The organism is Salinibacterium sp. VpJ6 (assembly GCF_059767345.1).
This window is the reverse complement of sequence record NZ_JBSOQL010000004.1, coordinates 46,627-61,634: the sequence shown is the minus strand read 5'-3', so window position 1 is coordinate 61,634 and position 15,008 is coordinate 46,627. Positions and strand designations below refer to the sequence as shown.

Genomic DNA, 15,008 nt, shown 5'->3' with positions numbered 1-15,008 from the left:
TGGAGCGCTGCCACCCAATCACTCGCTTCGAGAGCTAAGTGCGTGCAGGGTTTTCCCACCCCCCGGGTTGGCCCTGCACGTCTATTCGGGTAACGCTTGCCACGGATCAGGTGTGGCTGTGGTCGGTAACCAGCCGACCAGAGATGATTCGGAATCGGCCGCCGGGTAGTTTGGTCGATTTCGAGAAACTTTGAGATGAGTGTGGGCTGCGCCTGTTCGCTCACCGCGCGTTGGGATCGTCAGCGGGCACGACTACGCTAGGGGCGTGGTTGCTGCCTTATATCGCCGATACCGGCCCGAGACTTTTGCTGAACTCATCGGCCAATCTCAAGTGACCGATCCGCTGCGCACAGCGTTGCGCACCGATCGGGTCAATCATGCGTACCTGTTTAGTGGTCCGCGTGGCTGTGGCAAGACGACATCCGCCCGCATTTTGGCGCGCTGTCTTAACTGTGCCGAGGGTCCGACTGACACTCCGTGTGGTGTGTGTGCGTCGTGTGTTGAGCTGTCGCGTGATGGTGGCGGTTCGCTCGATGTTGTTGAGATTGACGCGGCAAGCCACAACGGTGTTGAGGATGCCCGTGACTTGCGTGAGCGCGCCGTGTTCGCGCCGGCCCGCGACCGTTTCAAGATCTTCATTCTCGACGAGGCGCACATGGTGACGCCTCAGGGATTCAACGCGATGCTCAAGATTGTTGAAGAGCCGCCGGAGCACGTGAAGTTCATCTTCGCGACCACCGAGCCCGACAAGGTGATTGGCACGATTCGTTCGCGCACCCATCACTACCCTTTCCGTTTGGTGCCGCCCGCCCAGATGCTCGACTACGTTCAGCAGCTGTGTGAGAGCGAAAGTGTGACGGTCGAGCCGGGAGTGCTGCCGCTCGTCGTGCGTGCCGGTGGCGGTTCTGTGCGCGATACGTTGTCGCTGCTCGACCAGCTCATCGCAGGCTCCGACACCGCAACTGTTGGCTACGAACGTGCTGTTGCGCTGCTCGGATACACACACGCTGAACTGCTCGACGAAGTTATTGATGCTCTCGGTTCCGGCGATGCCGGTGCCGCCTTCTCGTCGGTCGACCGCGTGATCCAGACCGGTCAAGACCCCCGTCGTTTCGTCGAAGACTTGCTTGAGCGGATGCGCGACCTCATCGTCGTGGCCGCCACCGCGGGCAGCGCTGCCGAAGTTCTTCGCGGCATCCCGCAAGACCAACTCGAACGTATGGGGCAGCAAGCGCACACTCTGGGCGCTGCAGAACTCTCACGAGCAGCCGACGTGATCAATGCGGCTCTCTCTGACATGACTGGTGCAACGTCGCCGCGACTGCATCTCGAACTCATGGTGGCGCGCATCATGGTGCCCGCCAGCGACGACACCCAGCGTGGTGCTCTTGCTCGTGTGGAGCGCCTTGAGCGCCGTATCGGTATCGAAGGCGACGGATCGGGTGCTGCGGCCTCGACGCCGCCTGCAGCGCCTCGTGCTGCCGCCCCGGCCGCGCGTACGGCGGCCCCCGCTCCTTCGGTTGCTCCTGCACCTGTTGCCTCGGCTCCTAGCGCTGCACCGGCCTCGGTGCCGGCGAGCGAGCGCGACGCTGGTGCGACGCCCGCTGCGGCGCCTGCGGCAGAGCCAGCCCCGGCATCCGCTCCGACTACTGCTCCTGCCGCCAGCTTGGGCCTTTCGGCTCCGGCTGCACCGCGCACGACTCCCGTGTCGATCCAGCAGGTGAAAGATGCTTGGCCGGAGATTCTCGAAGTCGTCGAGACTCTCAAGCGCACTGCCTGGATGGTTGTCTTCACTGCTAAGCCGCTTGAGCTGCGCGATGACAAGATTTTGGTGCTCTCGTTCCCGAGCGAACGGGATGTCGAAGCCCTCAAGCAGCGAAGCGCGCCCGGTGAAGGTGTCGGCGACTACCTCAAGAAGGCGTTTGTGCACGTGCTCGGTTTCGAGCCAGCATTCATCGCCAAGGTCGAGGGAGCGCCGTCTACGCCGCCCGCCGGCCCGCCCGCAGCCGCTGCTCCGGCAGCGCCGAGTCACGACTCGCGCCCCTCAGCGGCACCGACCGAGCCCTCGGCTCCCTCGCGTGCTCCGCAGCAGACGGCTCCCGCCGTCGACGAAGGCCCCGAGCCTGAGGAACCTGCGCCGGCCGAGGATCGTGAGCCCGGGGGATGGGCTGTAGCCGCTATCCCGGAATCCGAGCCGGAACCTGAGATCGACCCGTCAGCACCGCGCGGTGCCGCAACGGCTCAAGAGACAGTCAAGCAGCAAGCGCAGCGCGCTCAGCAGAACAGCGATGGCCCCGCCGTCGATCGCCTCGCAGCGGCAGCCGCCGCAGCACCGCCCGCGCCGCCCGAGTCGCGAGCACGGGTCGCGATGTCGGCGACAGCCGCTCGCATGGATCGCTCACGCTACGGCGAAGCGGTCGTGCGCGAATTGTTGAACGCCACTTTTATTGAAGAACAGCAAGTGGAGCCCCGCGTGGTTCCTCAGCCGAGAGACGAGTAACCCGTGTACGACGGAATTGTTCAAGAACTGATCGACGAACTCGGTCGGCTCCCCGGCATCGGGCCCAAATCGGCACAGCGTATCGCGTTCCACATTTTGCAGACCGAGAGCTTTGACGTTCGCCGCCTGGCAGAACTGCTCAACGACATCCGCGACAAGGTTCACTTCTGTGCAATCTGCGGCAATGTCACGGAGCAGGAGACATGCTCTATCTGTCGTGATGCGCGCCGTTCACCGGCCACGATTTGTGTCGTAGAAGAGGCGAAAGACGTCGTCGCCATCGAGCGCACCCGCGAATTCCACGGCCTGTATCATGTACTCGGTGGGGCCATCAGCCCTATCGACGGAATCGGCCCTGACCAGTTGCGTATCAAACAACTGCTGGGCCGGTTGGCTGACGGTGTCGTCACAGAAGTCATCATCGCGACCGACCCCAATCTCGAAGGTGAAGCAACCGCGACCTACCTCACGCGGCTTCTCGTTCAACCGAACCTTCGAATCTCGCGCCTCGCATCCGGTCTCCCGGTTGGTGGAGATCTGGAATATGCCGACGAGGTAACTCTGGGTCGCGCATTTGAGGGTCGTCGAACGATCGACAACTAGCACTCCCGTAACGAACTTCGACGGGTGTGCGTGCACCGTTAGACTCGCACTTCGGGCAGCAATCGCCCGCAAACGCAAGCTTCAGGAGAACAATGAGCCTCATCGTTCAGAAGTTCGGTGGCTCGTCCGTTGCCGACGCTGAGAGTATTAAGCGCGTCGCAAAGCGCATCGTCGAGACCCGCAAAGCGGGAAACGACGTCGTAGTAGTGGTCTCTGCCATGGGCGACACCACCGACGAGCTCTTCGACCTCGCCGAACAGGTAGTACCTGTGCCCACGGGCCGCGAGCTCGACATGCTGCTCACAGCCGGCGAGCGAATTTCGATGGCGCTCCTGGCGATGTCGATCAAGAGTTTGGGCGTTGACGCCCGCAGCTACACGGGTAGCCAGGCCGGTATGGTCACGGATGCCCAGCACGGCTCCGCTCGCATCGTGGAGGTTTCTCCGCGGCGCGTCAAAGAGGCTCTCGACGACGGCGCGATCGCCATCGTTGCGGGCTTCCAAGGCTTCAACCGCGTCACGGGGGACATCACGACCCTCGGCCGCGGCGGCTCAGACACCACCGCAGTGGCTTTGGCTGCTGCTCTCGGCGCTCAAACGTGTGAGATTTACACCGACGTCGACGGCATCTTCACGGCCGATCCCCGCATCGTAAAGTCAGCGGGCAAAGTCGATGTCGTCACGAGCGAAGAGATGCTTGAGCTTGCTGCCGCGGGCGCCAAGGTTCTTGATGTGCGTGCGGTCGAATATGCGCGCCGACACGGCGTCACAATTCACGTGCGGTCGTCATTCAACAACAACACGGGCACGTTAGTGGTCAATCCGAAGGATGGAGAGAGCGTGGAAGAAGCAATCATCACAGGTGTTGCCTCCGATCTGAGCGAAGCGAAGATTACGGTGGTGGGAGTTCCTGACGTTCCCGGTAAGGCTGCGCAGATCTTCACGATCGTGGCCTCCGCCAATGCCAACATTGACATGATCGTTCAGAACGTTTCTCTGGCATCCACGGGTCGCACCGACATCTCCTTCACCCTGAAGAAGTCGGATGCCGAAGACGTGCTGCGTGCACTGACCTTCCGCCAAGAAGAAGTTGGCTTCGAGTCGCTGCAACACGACGACCAGATCGGCAAGCTGTCCGTTGTCGGTGGCGGTATGCGCACCAACGCGGGAGTGTCCGCTCGACTGTTCACGGCGCTCTTCGAGGCCGGTATCAACATGGAAATGATCTCCACGAGTGAGATTCGTATTTCTGTAGTGACGCGTGCCGACACTGTTGCTGAAGCTGTTCGCGTTGTTCACACCGCGTTCGGGCTTGATGGTGACGAAGAAGCCGTCGTTCACGCGGGAACGGGCCGCTAGTTTCCCGTTGGCCTCACGGCCACCGCTTGTCGTAGATTGGGCCGTTCGGCGCTACTGTTGCCGAACGCAGACTGTAGGTAGAGGTTTTCATGGGTAATGCAGGCATCCGTATTGGTGTTGTGGGAGCGACCGGTCAGGTCGGTGCTGTTGTGCGCCGTCTGCTTGAGGAGCGCGATTTTCCGGTAGCGGAGATTCGCTACTTCGCGTCATCGCGCAGCGCTGGCACGACTCTGCCGTTCAAGGGTGAGCAGATCACCGTTGAAGATGCCGCTGTTGCCGACCCCACGGGCCTCGACGTTGCGATTTTCTCTGCGGGAGCGACCACCTCGAAGGCGCAGGCGCCACGCTTCGCTGCTGCCGGTGTCACCGTCATCGATAACTCTTCGGGGTGGCGCATGGATCCCGAAGTTCCCTTGGTCGTCAGCGAGGTCAACCCGCACGCGATCGACCAGGCTGTTAAGGGCATCATCGCGAACCCGAACTGCACCACGATGGCAGCGATGCCCGTGCTGAAGGTTCTGCATGCCGAAGCGGGCCTTGAGCGCCTGATCGTCAGCACTTACCAAGCCGTATCGGGCGCAGGCCTTGCTGGTGGCGAAGAGCTGCTCGAGCAGGCTGCGGCCGCAGTGTCGCAGAACGCGATGGGGCTCGTTGAAGATGGTGCCGCCGTCTCGATGCCCGCGCCCAATAAGTTCCCCAAGAACATTGCCTTCAACGTGGTTCCGCTCGCCGGCAGTATCGTCGACGACGGCCTCAACGAGACCGACGAAGAGAAGAAGCTGCGCAACGAAAGCCGCAAGATTCTCGAACTGCCCAACCTTCTGGTGAGCGGCACGTGCGTTCGCGTCCCCGTCTTCACCGGCCACTCGCTGTCGATCAACGTGGAGTTCAGCAAGCCCTTGAGCCCCGAGCGTGCGACGGAACTGCTGGCGGATGCTCCGGGTGTGAGCCTCAGCGACATCCCGACGCCTCTCGAAGCCGCCGGTGCCGACCCCAGCTTTGTGGGCCGCATCCGCACAGATGAGGGCGTGCCGAACGGTCGCGGTCTTGCGCTGTTTATCAGCAACGACAACTTGCGCAAGGGTGCCGCTCTCAACGCAGTGCAGATTGCAGAACTCGTCGCAGCGAAGATCATCGCGAAGGCAGCGGTGTAGCGGGAGCATTCTCCCGGCTCTCCGCCTGCACTGCGATGCGACTGATTCCGATAGCGCGCGCGCTCGTGGCAACTGTGATGGTTGCCGTGATGCTCGGGCTTTCGGCGTGCGTATCGACAGCCGTTGCCGTGGACGATCGTGACCCCGACGCTGTGCGGGTTGCGTTTTATGGTGATTCTTACACGCGCGGAACAGGGGCGAGTGTTCAAGAGCTCCGCTGGGCGACAGTGCTCAGCGAGCAGCGTGAGTGGAGCGAGTTCAACCCCAGCGTGAGCGGGCTGGGCTACGCGCGAAACCGTGCGATCGTCGGCGATGGTGATCTGCCCAGCCTCATCATCGCTGATCACCCCGATGTCGTCATCGTAACGATGGGGCTCAACGACAACTTTACGTTCGAGTCGCAGAGCGATGAGATTCGAGCGAATATCTCGACTGACCTCACTCGGCTAGCGACCGAGCTTCCGGATGCTCGCCTCGTCGTCGTCGAACCGTTCTGGTTTAAAGACGAACGCCCTGAATCAGTGGAAATCATCATTTCCTGGGTGCGGGCCGCAGCTGCAGAAGTCGATGCGGACTACATTGCACACGCATCGTATTGGCTTGAAGGGCACCCGGAGTGGATGTCAAGCGATGACCTTCACCCCAACGATGCGGGTCACGCCGCGATCGCCGGCCAGATGGATCGAGCGCTGCGCGCCCTGCAGTTGTAGTGCGCGAGTGAGTATTCCGGCGCAGGCAGCCTACCGATCGGGGCACCCGCACCGAACGCTAAACATGAAGTTCGATTCTGTGACCCGCACCATTGCTGCAACCGTCGTTGTGGCGGCATCCTTTGGCCTCGCGGCCTGCAGCACGCCCGAACCTGCGGATGACCGTGATCCGACTGATGTGCGCGTCGCCTTCTATGGCGATTCCTACACGCTGGGTACGGGAGCAGCGGATGCCGACAACCGCTGGTCGACGGTCGTGAGCGAGCAGCGTGACTGGAGCGAGTTCAATCCGAGCGTCAACGGCTTGGGGTTCATCAACAATCGCACGACATTCGGTGATGGCGATCTGCCCAGCCAAATAATCGCGGATGACCCCGACATCGTGTTTGTGACGATGGGCCTGAACGACAACTTCAGCTTCGGTGCGCGAGCGAGCGACATCCAAGCGCAGATCACGGACGACTTCGATCGTTTGACGACTGCGCTGCCGGATGCCCGCTTCATTGTTGTTGAGCCGTTTTGGTACACGGATGAGCGGCCCGACTCGGTAGAGACCATCATTTCGTGGGTCGAAGCTGCGGCCGCAGCTAGCGGTGCCGACTACATTCCGGGAGCCTCGCACTGGATCGAACGGCACCCCGAGTGGATGGCCAGTGACGGGCTGCACCCCAACGATGACGGTTACGCCGAGATGGCAATACAGATGGATCAGGCTCTTCGCACGTTAGGGCTCTAACAGACGGCTAAAGTGGTGGTGTGAAGAAAACCGTCGACGTCGCGCTTATCGGCGGCGGAATCATGAGTGCCACCCTCGGAACGCTGTTGAAGCAACTGCAGCCGGACTGGGAGATCCAGATTTTCGAACGCTTGGGCGACTTGGCTCAAGAGAGTTCGAACCCGTGGAACAACGCTGGCACCGGACATTCCGCGCTGTGCGAGCTGAACTACACCCCGCAAAAGAGCGATGGCTCGATCGAAATTTCGAGCGCGGTGAAGGTCAATGAGCAGTTCCAGGTATCGCGCCAGTTCTGGTCGTACCTGGTCGACGAAGGTGCCTTGCCCGAGCCACGCTCGTTCATTAACGCCACTCCGCACATGAGCTTCGTGTGGGGCGAGACCAACGTTGAGTACTTGCGCAAGCGATTCGACGCTCTCAAAGATCACCCGCTGTTCGCCGGTATGCAGTACAGCGAAGACCCCGCTGTTATTCACGGGTGGGCACCGCTGATGATGCCGGGCCGCCTTAAGTCGGAGCCTGTTGCTGCCACCCACATCCCGTCGGGCACCGACGTCGACTTTGGCGCACTCTCGAACTATCTGATTGACAATCTTGTTGAGTCGGGTTCTGAACTCAGCACCGGAATCGTGGTCAAGAACCTCAAGCGCCAGCGCGATGGCTCGTGGGATCTCAAACTTCGCCACGACATCGGTGGCACTCCGGTTGACACCATCAACGCTCGCTTCGTGTTCGTGGGCGCCGGCGGTTACGCCCTCAACCTGTTGCAGAAATCGGGCATCAAGGAGATCCGCGGCTTCGGCGGCTTCCCTGTCAGCGGTGAGTTCCTCCGCACCGACAACCCTGAGATCGTGGCCGCGCATAGCGCCAAGGTATACGGCAAGGCGGCCGTGGGTTCGCCTCCCATGTCTGTGCCTCACCTCGACCTTCGCGTCGTTGACGGCACGGGCAGTCTCATGTTCGGCCCGTATGCGGGGTTCAGCCCCAAGTTCTTGAAGACCGGTTCTGTTCTCGACCTCTTCGCCTCCATCCGCTGGCACAACCTGCTGCCGATGGTCGCGGCCGGTATCAGCAACCTTTCTCTCGTCAAGTACCTGGTGAGCCAACTGGTGGCGAGCCCCGAGACTAAGTTTGAAGAACTCAAGCAGTTCGTACCGAATGCGAAGCCAGAAGATTGGTACCGCATTACCGCCGGACAGCGTGTGCAAGTCATGAAGAAAGACCCGAAGAAGATTGGTGTCTTGCAGTTCGGCACCGAAGTTGTGACGTCAGCTGACGGCACCATCGCGGGTCTTCTCGGCGCATCACCCGGCGCATCCACGGCTGTGCCGATCATGCTCGGGCTCGTCGAAAAGTGCTTCCCCGAACGCATGAATGACTGGCGTCCGAAGATCGAGAAGATGGTTCCGAGCTTCGGTCAGCAGCTGTCTGATTCGCCCGAGCTTGCTCAGGCCACGCTCGAGCGCACGGCTAAGACGCTACACATTAACCCGTAAGGTCGGCAATAAGGGTCAATTTGTACCCTGATTAACCGGATATTCGAGCAAACGTATCCCGTCTGCGGGGTACACCGCGTACCCCGAATGCTGCCATACTGGAGCAGTTGCATCTGCGACACGGCGAAGGGGAGCACGCATGTCTATCGGCCTGCCTGCCCACCTGCGCAAAGAAAGCGTGAGTCGAGCGTTCGCCCGAACGATCAACACGGTGGCCTTCGTCTGTTTCAGTATCGCGTTGCTGGGCGTCATCAGCCTGCAAGCGAGAGATATCGGCCTTGTCATGTGGCCGGCAGCACTCACATTAGTGCCGATGCTCGTCACCGTCACTCTCGTCAATCGCTACCGCACGACCTATTTCACGGTGGCCCACCTCATCATTGGAGCCCCGGCGCTCTACTGGTACACCCTGACCGTGGTTTCTCAGCTCAGTCCGCTGGGACCGGTGGGGGGCTATCTCCTCAACTTGCCCGTTGTCGGCCTCATGCTGGTGGGCGGGGCAGCGCGCACTGTTCCCTGGAGCGTGCTCTGGGTCACGCTCGGGCTCGTTGCGGCGCAAGGTGCATCTGCGCTGGCTGCGTGGCAGCTCACCGGCGACCCTCACTGGCACCCCACTGGCTACATCGTCTTTGCCGCCGTAGTCGTGGTTCTCTTCATCCTTCGGTCGAGCCAACGCGGCGTGCGCCGAGTGCAGTCTCACTTGCACCGGGCGGCTCGCGATGATGAATTCGCAAGTCTGCGCTACGGAATTGAGGCGACCTCGGCTGCAGTCATGCACGACACCGTGCTCAGCCATCTCGCGGCCATCGCGAACGCACCCTTCGGCGCGATGAGCGAGCAACTCCAGCGCGAGATCAAGCGTGACCTTGAAGTGCTCATCGGTGAGGAATGGCTCTCCACCGCGGCGTCGGACGAGGTCGACGATCCGCGTTTTGACTGGCAGGGCAGCCCGCTGTACACCGCCATCAGTGATGCTCGCGCGCTTGAACTTGGAGTCGAGGTGACGGGCGACCTCGCCGCACTGTCGCGGTTGGATGCTCGAGGCGCGGCCGCGCTCGGCCCCGCGGTGAAGCAGTGTCTCGTCAACGTGATCAAGCACTCGGGCGTGATGCAAGCCGAGGTCGCCGTCTTCGGTTCTCCCGATGAAGTCAGCGTGCTTGTCGTCGACGGGGGCAAGGGCTTTCATGAGGCTGAAACCGGGGACGATCGTCTGGGCCTTCGGCAGTCGGTTCGTCGCCGGATTGAACTGGTCTCTGGCACTGTTCAGGTCTGGTCGACGCCGGGCCTTGGTACCTCGGTGATGATTCGAGTGCCCACGTCGGAGAATCAGCCAGCGCTGACTGGGGCGGTGAGCGAATGAGATCAATCGTCGATACGACCACCGTTCAACAGCTGGATCCTCTAGGAACCCTCGACGGGCGCCCGGCCGGGATCGTTGCCGTCGTCGGCACTCTGGTCTTCAGCGTCGTGGTGACGGTTAACCGGGCGGGACAGATTGAGGATCCATTCCTTGCGAACGCGGCCCTGTTCTTCATCGCCGTATCCGCCGTGCTCTACATCGTGACGACGAGCCCGATTCGTCCGCCGTTCAGTGGCGGCCTGCACGCCCTAGTCGTCGGATTGCTGATCATTGCCTTCGCACTGAGCTCGGCATCCATCGGTTCAGGTGGCGCACTGCTCACCGACTTCTGGGGCCCGCTAGTCATTGGGGTGATGTGTATGGCGCTCGCGCCCTATCGTCCCATTGCCGAACTGGTGACTCTCGGAATTGTGGCGTCGATCTTCACCGGGTTTATTGGTCTAGTGCAATCGTCGGTGGCCGACGTCGCAGCACCGCCGATGATCGTGGTGCTGTTCACGATGACTCCAGTGCTCACGATGTCGCTCGGCGGTGCAGCCTTCGCTCGTTCCTTGGCAAGCACTCACAAGCGCTGGGAAGCGCGTGCCCGGCGGGCAGCGCGTCGTCAATTAGACCGTGAACACGACAGCGTCGCCCGTTCTGTGCAGCAAGACCGCGTCACGATCCTCAACCGCGACGTCGTGCCGCTGTTCACCGAACTTGCTCAGCGCAGAATCGTCTCGCCCGAAGATCGCGCTCGCGCCGCTCAGTACTCGGAATCCATTCGCAGTCTGATGGTGAGCGAAGTGAACCGCAGCTGGCTCGAATCTGTGGTTGCCACTTCGTTCGGCGCTCTCGATGACGGGCGGCGAGTGCAAGACCCGCAGCGTCTTGCCGCGGCCATGACGCCTCACCAACGCACGGCGCTCCGCGCGGCCGTTCTCGCCGTTGCTTCGGGCACCGATTTGATCGCAGACACTGTGCGTTTGCGTATCGAGAAAACTCCCACGGGTGCCGCGATCACCGTAACGGGCAGCGTGGGTTCGAACGAATCCTCCTGGCGTTCGACGCTGGCGCCCTACATCGCCGTTTTGCGCGTAGTTTTTACTGGACTGCGCATTTCCTATCGATCGCCCTCCCTCACCGTTAGGTTCACGTATGACACCCCCTGAGACCAACCTCAGCGCTCGCCTCGGTGACCGTCCGCCGATTCGGCTCGCCATCCTTGACGATCACGAAGTGCTGCTCGATAGCCTCAACAGCTGGATCACCAACAACGCTCCCGACTTCGACGTCGTGCTCACCGCGAGCACCTGGCTCGAGCTCGTGCACAGCGACAAGTTCCCGACCGAACTGGTGTTCCTGGACTTCCAGCTCAAGGAGCCGGTATCGATCGAAGCGCGTGTGCGCACGTGCCGGGCAGCCGGAGCAAAAGTGATCGTGCTCTCCAGCCTCGATAGCCGCGAAGCGCGCGATCGGGCGCTCGCTGCCGGCGCAGCAACCTTCCTCTCCAAGTCGCTTCCCATGCATGAAGTGATGGATGCCGCCCGCCAGATCATGGGCGTCGAAGCGGAGGGTGCGCAACAGCACGACTGGCGCCCGCTGCCCTCGGGCTCGGCCGATCAATCCAAGCCGAAGCTGAGTGCCGGTGAGGCGGATGCTCTCACCCTGTACGCTTCTGGACTAAGCACACCGCAGGTCGCTGAGCGCATGAATGTTCAGTATGAGACCGCGAAAACGTACTTGCGGCGAGTGCGGGAAAAGTACGCAAAGGCCAACCGGCCGGCTAGCAAAAAGGCAGACCTGATTCGTCGGGCCGCTGAGGATGGATTTCTACGCTGATGAGCAAACTGTATTTTCGCTACGGAGCAATGAACAGTGGCAAGAGCACCGCATTGTTGCAAGCGGCTTACAACTATGAAGAGCGTGGCCAACAGGTTTTGCTCGCCAAGCCTCACATCGACACCAAGGGCGACAATGCGATCGTCTCACGACTGGGAGTCACCCGTCAGGTAGATTTCACGATCTCGCCCGTCGATGAGGTGTACGACGTTTTTGCGCGGGAGCGTGCGAAAGTCTTTGAGAACACCGGCTTGCCCGTGAGCTGTCTCCTCGTGGATGAGGCCCAGTTCTTTAGCGAGGCTCAGGTCGATGACTTGCTGCGTATTGCTATCGTGGAGAAGGTTCCGGTGCTGGCCTACGGCATCCGCACTGATTTTCAGACGGTTGCGTTTCCCGGCAGCCGTCGTTTGCTCGAGATCGCGCATTCGCTCGAAGAACTCAAGACCATTTGCCGTTGTGGCCGCAAGGCCGTCTTCAATGCGCGCACTGTCGGCGACGACTTCATCTTCGATGGCGACCAGGTTGCCATCGACGGTGTGGATGTCGGTTACCAGTCGCTCTGCGGAGCCTGCTATCTCGAAGAGAGCGGCGGCGTTCTCAACAGTGGTTGGCGCCCCAAGATCGAGTTCAGCCACGGAAGCGCGCCCGACGCCGACTTCTCGTAGGCACGGTTTGCCCGTGTCGGTGCCGGCGCGCGTTCCTGTCTCGCTGCCGCTGCCGCTGCCGCTGCCGCTGCCGCTGCTCGCGCTCTAGTGGCGAACGCGCGAGAGAAACTGCACGGTTTCAGGCTCTTGAGGTGAGTCGAAGATCTGGGCAGGGGTTCCCTGCTCAACGATGCGGCCACCCTGCATGAACACGATGCGGTCGGCAACTTCGCGCGCGAAGGACATCTCGTGGGTCGCCATGAGAATCGTCGAGCCGTCGGTCTTCAAGCGCCGTACGAGGTCGAGAACCTCGCCGACCAGTTGCGGGTCCAGCGCGCTCGTGATCTCGTCGAGAAGCAGCAATTCAGGGTCGGTCAGCACTGCACGGATGATGGCTACTCGCTGTTGCTGGCCGCCGGAGAGGCGATCGGGGTAGTCGCGCGCTTTGTCGCCGAGGCCGAGCGAGACGAGCAGTGTCATCGCTCGCTCCGTGGCATCCGCCTTCGACATTCCGTGCACCTCGCGCGCGGCCAAGGTGATGTTGTCGATCACGCGAAGATGCGGAAAGAGGTTGAAGTGCTGAAACACCACACCGATGCGGCTCCGGGCCGAGTCGGCATTCATGCCGGGGTCGGTGATGTCGTCGCCGTTGAGCAAGATCTGGCCGTCATCCACACGCTCGATGAGGTTGATTGTTCGCAGCAGCGTTGACTTGCCCGAGCCCGAGGCCCCGATGAGCACGACGACTTCGTGCTGGTTGACGGAGAGGTCAACGCCGCGCAGAACCTCGTGATCGTCGAACTGTTTGCGCACTCCGCGCACGTCGAGAACACTCATACGACGCCTCCGATCTGCTCGCGCTTAGCGAGTCGTGCGGTGAGCCAATCGGTGAGCCTGATCATCGGCCAACTCATGGCGACGAAGAGCAGGGCGGCAATCACGTAGGGCGTGAAGTTGTAGCTCTGGGCGACCTGAATCTGGGCAGCGCGCACGGCATCCACGGCACCCAAAATCGAGATGAGCCCCACGTCTTTTTGCATAGAGACAAAGTCGTTCATGAGAGCGGGAACGACCTTGCGAACGCCCTGCGGGATCACGACGATGCGCAGGGTCTTGGCATGGCTCAGACCCAGCGAGCGGGCCGCCATGCGCTGCGACGGATGCACGGCTTCCATGCCCGCGCGCAGTACTTCAGCCACGTAGGCCGAGTAGGTGAGGATGAGAGCGATCGTTCCCCAGAACATGGCGGGCATGCGCGGGAAGATATCGAGCGCCGGCAGTCCGAAGCCGACGAGGTAGAGAACGATCAGCAGCGGCATCCCGCGAAAGAGGTCGGTGTAGATCGTTGCCGCTGCGCGGAGCGGAAAGAAAACCGGTCCGCGCAGCGATCGCGTTACAGCGAGCAGGGTGCCAAAAATGGCAACGCCGATCGCTGAGATAAAGAGCACCTGGATGTTGAGCCACAGCCCCACGAGGATCGACGGAACGCTTGCCGTCCCCACCTCGAAGTTGAAGAACGATGCTTTGACGCTCTCCCAACCGGGGGTGTTGACGATGAGTAGTCCGACAATCGTGGCAAAAGCAATCGTGCTCACGATGCCGATGAGCACCGAACGACCGGTGGCGCGCCGGCGCACGTTCCGTCGTGACAGCTCAAGCTCGCTGGGGCGCCACGACGGCGTGCTCGTGGAGGTGCTCATCGGCGTGGTCTTACTTCAGAACAGGAACGTCGACGGCGGCGCTGAGCCACTCGTCCTGAATGGCCTGAAGAGTTCCGTCAGCAGCCAAAGCGTCGAGAGCCTCGCTCACAGCGGAGGTGAGCTCGGAGTTCTTCGGCAGCACGAAAGCGAACTCGTCGCCACCGGCGGAGGACTCGAACTGGCCGAGAATAACGCCGCCGTCGATTTCAACGTTGGCGAGGTAGAAAGCGCTGGGCAGGTCGATGACGAAAGCGTCGATCTGACCGCTGGTCAGCGCAAGAACGCCGTCTTCGTTGGAGTTGAAGACCGAGAGGTCGTCGCCCAGAGCTTCAGCGGCGATCGTGAAGCTGGTGCTGCCGCTGGCAACGCCGACAACGACGTCCTTGAGGTCGTCGAGCGTGGTGGCGTCGGCTGCTGCCGAGCTCTCCGTCGCAATGATCGCCTGGGTGGTCGTGTAGTACGGGCTGGAGAAGTCAACGGCTTGCTTGCGGTCTTCGGTGATCGAGAACTGCTGCAGGTTGAGGTCCCAGTCCTTGGGGCCCGGTGCGATGGCGCTGTCGAAGCTCGAGCGAACCCAGACAACGTCATCGGCGGTGAAGCCGAGTTCGTCGGCGAGAGCGTAGGCCACGGCAGCTTCGAAGCCTTCACCGTTCGTGGGGTCGTTGTCGACCATCCACGGGGCGTAGGCAGGCTCGCCGGTAGCGATGGTGAGCTTGCCCGCGGTGAGGGTGGGCAGCGAGCCGTCATCGACGGTCGAGCTCGTGTCAGCGGTGGTGTCTGCGGTGCAGGCGGTCAAAGCCAAAACAGCTGCTGCTGCGGTGGCGACGAGGGCCCGGCGGAAATGCCGTGTTGAGGTCATGGAAGTCTCCAGTTGCTGTGCGTGAGGTGGTTGAACAAACGTCGCCCGAGTGGTGCTGTCCTCGGGC

14 protein-coding genes are annotated in these 15,008 nt (G+C 61.7%); 11 read left to right on the top strand and 3 right to left on the bottom strand.

The window, feature by feature from the left end; genetic code table 11:
• The first annotated feature begins 265 nt into the window (after positions 1 to 265).
• The 11 genes from ACWTV1_RS12250 to ACWTV1_RS12200 all read left to right on the top strand — a co-directional run bounded on the left by ACWTV1_RS12250 (position 266) and on the right by ACWTV1_RS12200 (position 12,403).
• Positions 266 to 2,500, top strand: coding sequence for a DNA polymerase III subunit gamma and tau (locus tag ACWTV1_RS12250; protein ID WP_498505543.1), 2,235 nt, complete (start codon positions 266 to 268; stop codon positions 2,498 to 2,500).
• A gap of 3 nt (positions 2,501 to 2,503) precedes the next feature.
• Positions 2,504 to 3,103, top strand: a complete 600-nt coding sequence (recR, locus tag ACWTV1_RS12245; RefSeq protein WP_100389502.1) for a recombination mediator RecR — start codon at positions 2,504 to 2,506, stop codon at positions 3,101 to 3,103.
• A gap of 92 nt (positions 3,104 to 3,195) precedes the next feature.
• Positions 3,196 to 4,461, top strand: a complete 1,266-nt coding sequence (locus ACWTV1_RS12240) for an aspartate kinase (RefSeq protein ID WP_498505542.1) — start codon at positions 3,196 to 3,198, stop codon at positions 4,459 to 4,461.
• 89 nt (positions 4,462 to 4,550) lie between these two features.
• On the top strand, positions 4,551 to 5,615 hold the full coding sequence (locus ACWTV1_RS12235; protein WP_498505541.1) for an aspartate-semialdehyde dehydrogenase: 1,065 nt from the start codon (positions 4,551 to 4,553) through the stop codon (positions 5,613 to 5,615).
• A 65-nt stretch (positions 5,616 to 5,680) separates the two neighbouring features.
• Complete coding sequence (locus ACWTV1_RS12230; RefSeq protein WP_498505540.1) at positions 5,681 to 6,325, top strand: SGNH/GDSL hydrolase family protein; 645 nt, start codon at positions 5,681 to 5,683, stop codon at positions 6,323 to 6,325.
• A gap of 64 nt (positions 6,326 to 6,389) precedes the next feature.
• Positions 6,390 to 7,061, top strand: coding sequence for an SGNH/GDSL hydrolase family protein (locus tag ACWTV1_RS12225; RefSeq protein WP_498505539.1), 672 nt, complete (start codon positions 6,390 to 6,392; stop codon positions 7,059 to 7,061).
• 20 nt (positions 7,062 to 7,081) lie between these two features.
• Positions 7,082 to 8,557: a malate:quinone oxidoreductase gene (locus tag ACWTV1_RS12220; RefSeq protein WP_498505538.1), complete on the top strand. Its 1,476-nt coding sequence runs from the start codon at positions 7,082 to 7,084 to the stop codon at positions 8,555 to 8,557.
• A gap of 139 nt (positions 8,558 to 8,696) precedes the next feature.
• Complete coding sequence (locus ACWTV1_RS12215) at positions 8,697 to 9,917, top strand: sensor histidine kinase (protein ID WP_498505537.1); 1,221 nt, start codon at positions 8,697 to 8,699, stop codon at positions 9,915 to 9,917.
• Positions 9,914 to 11,068 carry a hypothetical protein gene (locus ACWTV1_RS12210; protein WP_498505536.1) on the top strand — a complete coding sequence of 385 codons (1,155 nt, stop codon included), beginning with the start codon at positions 9,914 to 9,916 and terminating at the stop codon, positions 11,066 to 11,068. Before ACWTV1_RS12215 ends, ACWTV1_RS12210 begins: the two co-directional genes overlap by 4 nt.
• Positions 11,055 to 11,738, top strand: a complete 684-nt coding sequence (locus ACWTV1_RS12205) for a response regulator transcription factor (protein ID WP_100389510.1) — start codon at positions 11,055 to 11,057, stop codon at positions 11,736 to 11,738. The genes ACWTV1_RS12210 and ACWTV1_RS12205 overlap by 14 nt, the downstream gene beginning before the upstream one ends.
• A complete protein-coding gene (locus tag ACWTV1_RS12200; protein WP_498505535.1) occupies positions 11,738 to 12,403 on the top strand; it encodes a thymidine kinase in 666 nt (221 codons plus the stop codon). The genes ACWTV1_RS12205 and ACWTV1_RS12200 overlap by 1 nt, the downstream gene beginning before the upstream one ends.
• Positions 12,404 to 12,487: 84 nt before the next feature.
• Here ACWTV1_RS12200 and ACWTV1_RS12195 read toward each other — a convergent pair whose 3' ends face one another.
• The 3 genes from ACWTV1_RS12195 to ACWTV1_RS12185 are packed head-to-tail and all read right to left on the bottom strand — an operon-like array spanning position 12,488 to position 14,941.
• Complete coding sequence (locus ACWTV1_RS12195; RefSeq protein ID WP_339620985.1) at positions 12,488 to 13,219, bottom strand: amino acid ABC transporter ATP-binding protein; 732 nt, start codon at positions 13,217 to 13,219, stop codon at positions 12,488 to 12,490.
• Positions 13,216 to 14,082 (bottom strand): amino acid ABC transporter permease, encoded by an 867-nt coding sequence (locus tag ACWTV1_RS12190; protein WP_498505534.1) that lies wholly within the window; start codon positions 14,080 to 14,082, stop codon positions 13,216 to 13,218. The genes ACWTV1_RS12195 and ACWTV1_RS12190 overlap by 4 nt, the downstream gene beginning before the upstream one ends.
• Before the next feature lie 10 nt (positions 14,083 to 14,092).
• The gene (locus ACWTV1_RS12185; protein WP_498505533.1) at positions 14,093 to 14,941 is read right to left on the bottom strand and encodes an ABC transporter substrate-binding protein; all 849 of its coding nucleotides are present in this window, start codon (positions 14,939 to 14,941) and stop codon (positions 14,093 to 14,095) included.
• Positions 14,942 to 15,008 lie beyond the last annotated feature (67 nt).

Bases quoted from the DNA above. Each gene is read 5' to 3' on its own strand.
- ACWTV1_RS12240 (WP_498505542.1), top strand. From the start codon at position 3,196: ATGAGCCTCATCGTTCAGAAGTTCGGTGGCTCGTCCGTTGCCGACGCT.
- ACWTV1_RS12235 (WP_498505541.1), top strand. From the start codon at position 4,551: ATGGGTAATGCAGGCATCCGTATTGGTGTTGTGGGAGCGACCGGTCAG.
- ACWTV1_RS12225 (WP_498505539.1), top strand. From the start codon at position 6,390: ATGAAGTTCGATTCTGTGACCCGCACCATTGCTGCAACCGTCGTTGTG.
- ACWTV1_RS12215 (WP_498505537.1), top strand. From the start codon at position 8,697: ATGTCTATCGGCCTGCCTGCCCACCTGCGCAAAGAAAGCGTGAGTCGA.
- ACWTV1_RS12210 (WP_498505536.1), top strand. From the start codon at position 9,914: ATGAGATCAATCGTCGATACGACCACCGTTCAACAGCTGGATCCTCTA.
- ACWTV1_RS12205 (WP_100389510.1), top strand. From the start codon at position 11,055: ATGACACCCCCTGAGACCAACCTCAGCGCTCGCCTCGGTGACCGTCCG.
- ACWTV1_RS12200 (WP_498505535.1), top strand. From the start codon at position 11,738: ATGAGCAAACTGTATTTTCGCTACGGAGCAATGAACAGTGGCAAGAGC.
- ACWTV1_RS12195 (WP_339620985.1), bottom strand. From the start codon at position 13,219: ATGAGTGTTCTCGACGTGCGCGGAGTGCGCAAACAGTTCGACGATCAC.
- ACWTV1_RS12190 (WP_498505534.1), bottom strand. From the start codon at position 14,082: ATGAGCACCTCCACGAGCACGCCGTCGTGGCGCCCCAGCGAGCTTGAG.
- ACWTV1_RS12185 (WP_498505533.1), bottom strand. From the start codon at position 14,941: ATGACCTCAACACGGCATTTCCGCCGGGCCCTCGTCGCCACCGCAGCA.